The organism is Cytophagia bacterium CHB2 (assembly GCA_030263535.1).
In the GTDB taxonomy this organism is placed as follows: Bacteria; Zhuqueibacterota; Zhuqueibacteria; order Zhuqueibacterales; family Zhuqueibacteraceae; genus Coneutiohabitans.
The window spans coordinates 1-5,886 of the sequence record SZPB01000387.1 but is presented as its reverse complement, the minus strand read 5'-3'; the positions used below and the strand labels follow the sequence as shown (position 1 = coordinate 5,886).

The 5,886-nt window shown below is 55.5% G+C and carries 2 protein-coding genes; both read right to left on the bottom strand.

Going from position 1 to position 5,886, the window contains the following annotated elements; translation table 11 throughout:
* Positions 1-362: 362 nt before the first annotated feature.
* On the bottom strand, positions 363-2,888 hold the full coding sequence (locus FBQ85_25555) for a T9SS type A sorting domain-containing protein (GenBank protein MDL1878498.1): 2,526 nt from the start codon (positions 2,886-2,888) through the stop codon (positions 363-365).
* Between the two features lie 817 nt (positions 2,889-3,705).
* Positions 3,706-5,814: a hypothetical protein gene (locus FBQ85_25550; GenBank protein ID MDL1878497.1), complete on the bottom strand. Its 2,109-nt coding sequence runs from the start codon at positions 5,812-5,814 to the stop codon at positions 3,706-3,708.
* Positions 5,815-5,886: the final 72 nt, after the last annotated feature.

Here is a 5,886-nt window from a genome sequence, read left to right as displayed (position 1 = left end):
ATTTAATCCATAAGGCCCTTAAAATCAGAATAAAATTCTGAAAGTTTTATGGTAAAATAATTCAAGGGCAAAATGATTTGAAATAATTTTTGCCGTTAAATCATCTTGCCTAAAGCTTTTTAAGCCATAAGGCACACAAACTCAGAATAAAATTCTGAAAGTTTTATGGCAAAATAATTCAAGGGCAAAATGATTTGAAATAATTTTGCCGTTAAATCATCTTGCCTAAAGCTTTTTAAGCTGCCCACAGGGCTCCAGTTTTCAGCTTGTCTGAAAAAGAGAAAAAATCTCTGTTTTCTCCGTGTTAAAAAATCTTTGCTTTTTTTGCTCATCAGGCATCGCCGGCGCGCGAATCGTCAGTTTCACCGCATCAGCAGCAATTTTCGCTGGGCGGTGAAGCTGCCGGCGCGCAGCACATACAAATACACGCCGCTCGAGACCCGTTCGCCGCGGGCGTTCGTGGCATCCCAGACAAGCTCATGACTGCCGGGGGCAAACTCGCGGTTCACCAATCGCTTCACAAGCTGGCCGTTGATATTGTAGATCGACAACCTCACTTCGCTGGCAACCGGCAGTTGAAAACCGATCACCGTCGAGGGGTTGAACGGATTCGGGTAGTTCTGCAACAGGGCGAATGCCGTGGGCAGCGCGGGCGACTCCGCGATTTCCTCCCCGGCCTCTGCTTCCGCCGGCGGGTCGGTTTTGGGCAGCGGCGTGCTCGAGCTGTGGTGCAGAAAAACGGCGTTTTTCTCGACTTCGATCTCTTCGGCGATAATGGCGCCCTTGAAGCGCGCGCCGTTTTCCAGCGTCACATTGGCCCTGGGGGCGATGATGGTTCCCAGCACGGTGGCTTGTTTGCCGAGAATCACCGCCTGCGATTTCTCGAAATTGAAAGTCACCAGCCCGGTATTCTCATTACCGCCCAGGATTTCCACTTTGGCTTTTTGGCCGAATTCCAGCTTGTCTTCGACGTTGATGCTCACCGCGCCGCCGGAGATGTCGATGGCAAGCGCGGCCTGTTTATCCAAAATCAGCGATTCCATGAAATACTCGCCGGCGCCCAGCGCGAGCACGCCGTTTTTCTCCACTTTCACCTCGCCGTAGGAATCCGGCGCCAGGGCCAGCGTCTTTCCCTTTTTCACCCGGATGTCTTTGCCGCCCGCGGAAAAATTCACCTCCGGCAGCGGCTGCACGGCCACGGCCGCGTCCTCGGTTACTGTGCCGGTGATTTTGCCGGAATTCTTGACTTTGTTGCCGGCCGAGGCGTCGCCGTCGATAATGTTCTTTTTGTCGATGGTGATGTCATCCACCGCCGTCAGATTGCCGAGAAGGGTTTTATTCGTGCCCTTTTTGATGACGATGTCGTTGTTGCTGTGCAGGTCGCCTTCGGAGTTGGCTAAACCGTTGAGCAAAATCTCGTTGTTGGCCAGCAGCGCGAAGGGAAACGCCGGCGGCGTTGCCCGGCTGCCTTCGCCAATGATCGTAAACGCCGGAATATTGGCCGTGCGAATCTCAAAGGCCGACAGGCTGCTCACCGTGGCCGTGGGGCTTACCGCGCTGAAGCGAATCTCGTCTCCCACCAGCGCGGCGGAGGTTGTGGCGGCGCTGCCCGAAATTTTGCCCAGCGCCGTGGCCGGCGGCGAATAGCTCACCAGCCCGGCAAAGCCGACGATCATGTCCGGGTCGACAGTCCCGGTCTCGGCGCGCACCACTTCGATTGGCCCAACCGTGCCCGCCAGCGCGCCGCCGTCTTCGTTGGGCACCATGGCTGTGCCGGCCAGCGCGCCCTGGTTGAACACCTGCACCTGCACCCCGCTGGCGCCAACGGGGAGCCAACACGGGCTGACAAGGAACGTGCTGCCGCCATCGCGCAGCTCCAGCGTTCCGTAGGTCTGGCCGGGCGCGCCGTTCACCGTGCCTTTGCCCTCCAGCAGCAGGGCGGCGCCGCTGCCGGCTTGCAGGCTGATGGGCGCGGTTTCCACCAAATAGTCCGGGTCCACATAGCCGGTCAGGTCGAGCAGCACGCCGTCATTGCCGCTGGCGCCGAGGTTGCTGACGGCGAGCTGGCCGCCGGTAGCGTCCAGCAGCGCCTGGCCCAGGCCGCTGTGGCTGGAGCCGAACAGGCCCACGCTCTCGTTGGCGATGGTAAACTCGGAGATATCGTCCACGGCGCGCGCTTCGATCGCGCTGACGAAATCGACCGTGGCCGTGGCATCGCTGCTTTTCACCACGATGCGGTCGCCGGTGACCGTGCTGCCGTTAGGCTCGGTGATCTGGTCGGCGGCAGCCAGGGTCACGACTGCGGCAATGCCGCCAGCGCCGTCGTCGAGCGGGATAAATGGCAGGAAGGTCTGCCACTGCGGATTCTGCAAGCCGATATTGTCCTGCGGGTTAATGGCGCCGGAGAAGACCAGGTTGCTGCCGTTGTAGATTTCCAGGGTGAAGCTGCTGGCGCCCAGAACGCTGAAATCGGCAAAGACGTTGGCGGTGGTGCCCACGCCGGTGCCGGTAACGCTGATGCAGGCGAAAGTCTGGCCGGGGCCGCCGTTCACCTGGCCGTTGGCGCAGATTTTCAGCTCCGAGGCTTCGGTCAGGGGCGGTATGCTGGCAAAGGTGATCTGGCCGTAATCCGCCGTGCCCAGCGCGGCGAGCACGCCGTCGCTGCCGGAATTGCCGAGATTCTCGACCAGCAGCCGGCCGTTGACGTCGATGCTGAGATTGGCATTGCCTAGCGGGGAATTGGTAAATCCGGAAAAATTAATATTTTGGGAGGCCGCGGGTTGGGCAAGAGCGCACAACAGCAGCAAGGTGAGCGTTGCGAAAGTGTGCCGGCCGAGTTGGCGGCGGCGGGTTGGTCCGGTTTGCTGAGGCATGGGTCGATCCTCCATTTTGGATGGTCCTCGTCACAGCCGGCGCGGGATTAGGATGGCGCAAGCCGCGGTGTGGTGCATTTTAAAAAACTATATATGATCGCTTGTGCATTCCGGCTAACCCCGTCAGGGGTGGAATGTTTATAGCAATTCAGGTTACCAGAATTCTTGAACTCCGTCAGGAGTGACATGTTTATAGTCGAATGATTGTATCTAACAGCCCAACCCCAGCGGGGTGACATGCCAGCCACCCGCTGTGCCACACCTACGCCGTTTGAGGGTTGTAGCAAATGCCTTATGCTATAAACATTTCATCCCTACGGGATTGGGGATTTGTGGAACGCTGCATTGCTATAAACATTTCACTCCTACGGAGTTTCTCAAATCTCGGGTGGTTGTATCTGTTACAATCTCGAGGTTTGCAATACAAAAACTTTCACGCAAAGGCGCAGAGTCGCAAAGGTATCGCAAAGAAGAAGCTTTGCGCGTTCCCTATGGGACAAGCTTTGCGTGATGCTTTTTCTTTTTTGATTTAGGTTTATCGCGTTGTGTGTGGTATGTTTCATCTCATTCATACAAGCCCCGATACTGATTTGACAAAACACATGATCCACTCCACCAGAGTTTTTACAATCAGGATGGCGGCATTGCTATAAACCATTGCGCAGCAAAAGTTAGAAAAAATTTCTGACTTTTTTTGAACAGGAGCGAACAGAGATTTTTTCTCTGTTCGCTCCTGTTGAAGGCCGAGCCGCCCTGAGAGCTGCGGTTTTCACTGGTTTGAAAACTGGCGTAGGCTATATACACCCAAAACTTGCGGAAATCCATACCACAACTATGGTATTTTCACCGTCAACTCCGCCGCTGTGCCATTCTCGGGGTGGGATTTGAAGTGGATGCGCCCGCCCAGTTTCTCCGCCCGTGCTTTCATGTTATTCAAGCCGTTGCCGCGATGATCCACCGCCGCCGGATCGAAGCCGATGCCGTCATCTTTGACTATCAGGCTGAGGTGGCCGTCGCGCTTTTCCAGGCTGATTTCGACCTGGCGGGCGCGCGAATGCTTGATGATATTGTGCAGCAACTCTTTGTAGATCAAAAACAGGTGGCGGCGGAATTCCATAGACAAGGTGTATTGCAGTTTTTCAGCGGGGAAATGGCAGGTGAGCGAGATGCCTTTGAGCGCAAGCAGGTCGGCGGCGGTTTCTTTCATGTGCAGCAGCAGGCTGTCCAAACTGTCGTGGCCGGGGCTGCAAACCCATACCAGCTCGTTTACCGATTCGCCAAGCTGGCGCGCGGTGCGGCCCATGCGCAGAATCAAGTCTTTGCCTTTTTCATCGAGCTGGGATTTTCCCTGCAACAGCTCGCTGGAAAGCGCGATGCTGCTCAGACTGCTGCCGATCTCATCGTGCAGATCGCGGGCGATGTGCAGGCGGGTGCGCTCGACTTCCAGCAGCCTGGCGACACGGTATTTGTACATCCCAGCAACCACGCCAATGGCCGCCAGCGTCAGGGCGAGGCGAAACCACCAGGTTTGCCAGAACGCCGGCGTAATCATCACATTCACCGCCGCGCCCTGTTCGTTCCACACGCCGTCGTTGTTCGAGCCTTTAACGCGGAACACGTACTCGCCCGGCGGCACGTTGGTATAGCTGGCCTCGTTGCGGCTGCCAGCCTGAATCCAATCCTGGTCGAAGCCTTCCAGTTTGTAAGCATACTGATTCTGCTTGGGGTTGGTGAAATCCAGCGCGGCAAACGTGAAAGAGAAAAAATTCTCATCGTAATTGAGCGAAATGGTTTTGATCTCGGCAATCGCCGTGTCGAGCTTGACGGCTTCGTTAAACTTCTTGAAACCCGTCAGCAGCACCGGCGGCGCATGCGGGTTGGTGGATTCGACGTTGGGATAGAAGCGATACACGCCATTGTTGCCGCCCCACCAAATCTCACCGTTGCGGGTTTTGATGAACGTATCAAATGCCGTGAAGGTAAAGTCGCTCGTCGTCGTGGGAGCGTTGACAATGCCATCTGCCGGCGTCAGTGATTTGAACTGTTCGCCGGCGGCGGCTCGCTCGTCAAAAATCGAAATGCCGCGATCGGTCAGCAGCCACAAACGTCCGTCATCATCGCCGAGAATTTTCAAAATGAAGTTGCTGACCAGGCCATCCTTTTCGTAATAATGCGCGGCAAAATTTTCTTTTTCGGGATCGAATTTGTGCAAACCATGACGCGTGCCGTACCAAATCATGCCGTTTCTATCCAGATATAAACCGGTATGCGACTGAGTGTTTTGGCCGAATGCCGGTTGATGGCCGGGTGTTGTGGGATATCTGACAAACTTTATCGCCTGGGTGTCGAGTTTATATATGCCATAATGCGCGCCCCAGATGATTCCGTTGCGATCTTCCAAAAGCCCCTTGGCCCAACCACTGACGACGCCCGGAGCGATCGGTTCTATCAGCGTAAAACGCCTGGCCTTGCGGTCGAACAAATATTGCCTGTAGATCGATTCGATCCAGAGGTTCGCCTGGCGATCTTCAAAAAATCTCATGAGATGGTTGTCTTTGCTGACTTCTGCGGCTTTGGGATTGGGAACAAAATGGTCAAAATTTCCCGTGCGGGGATCGAAGCGGTTTAGCCCGCCGGCAATCGTACCGACCCAAAGCGTACCGCTGCGATCCTCGTAAATCGCTTCAATGCGATTATCATTCAAGCTCTGCGGGTTCGCCGGGTCGCGTTGATAGCGCGTGAAGTTCTTGCGGATGGGATCGAATTTGTTCAAGCCGGCGCTCGTCCCAACCCAAACGTTGCCCAGGCGATCTTCAAGAATAGCCGTGATGGCATTGCTGCTCAGGCTGCGTGGATCATGGCGGGCATGAGAAAAATTTAGAAATTCGCGCGCAACGGGATCGAAACGGCTCAAGCCGCTCTCGCGTGTACCGATCCACATGACGCCTTTCACATCTTCATAGAGAATAGGAATGTTGTTGTCAATCAGGCTATTCTAGTCTTCAGAATTGCG

Excerpts from the sequence above, each read along its gene's own strand:
- FBQ85_25555 (MDL1878498.1), bottom strand. The coding sequence starts at position 2,888 with ATGGAGGATCGACCCATGCCTCAGCAAACCGGACCAACCCGCCGCCGC.
- FBQ85_25550 (MDL1878497.1), bottom strand. The coding sequence starts at position 5,814 with ATGTGGATCGGTACACGCGAGAGCGGCTTGAGCCGTTTCGATCCCGTT.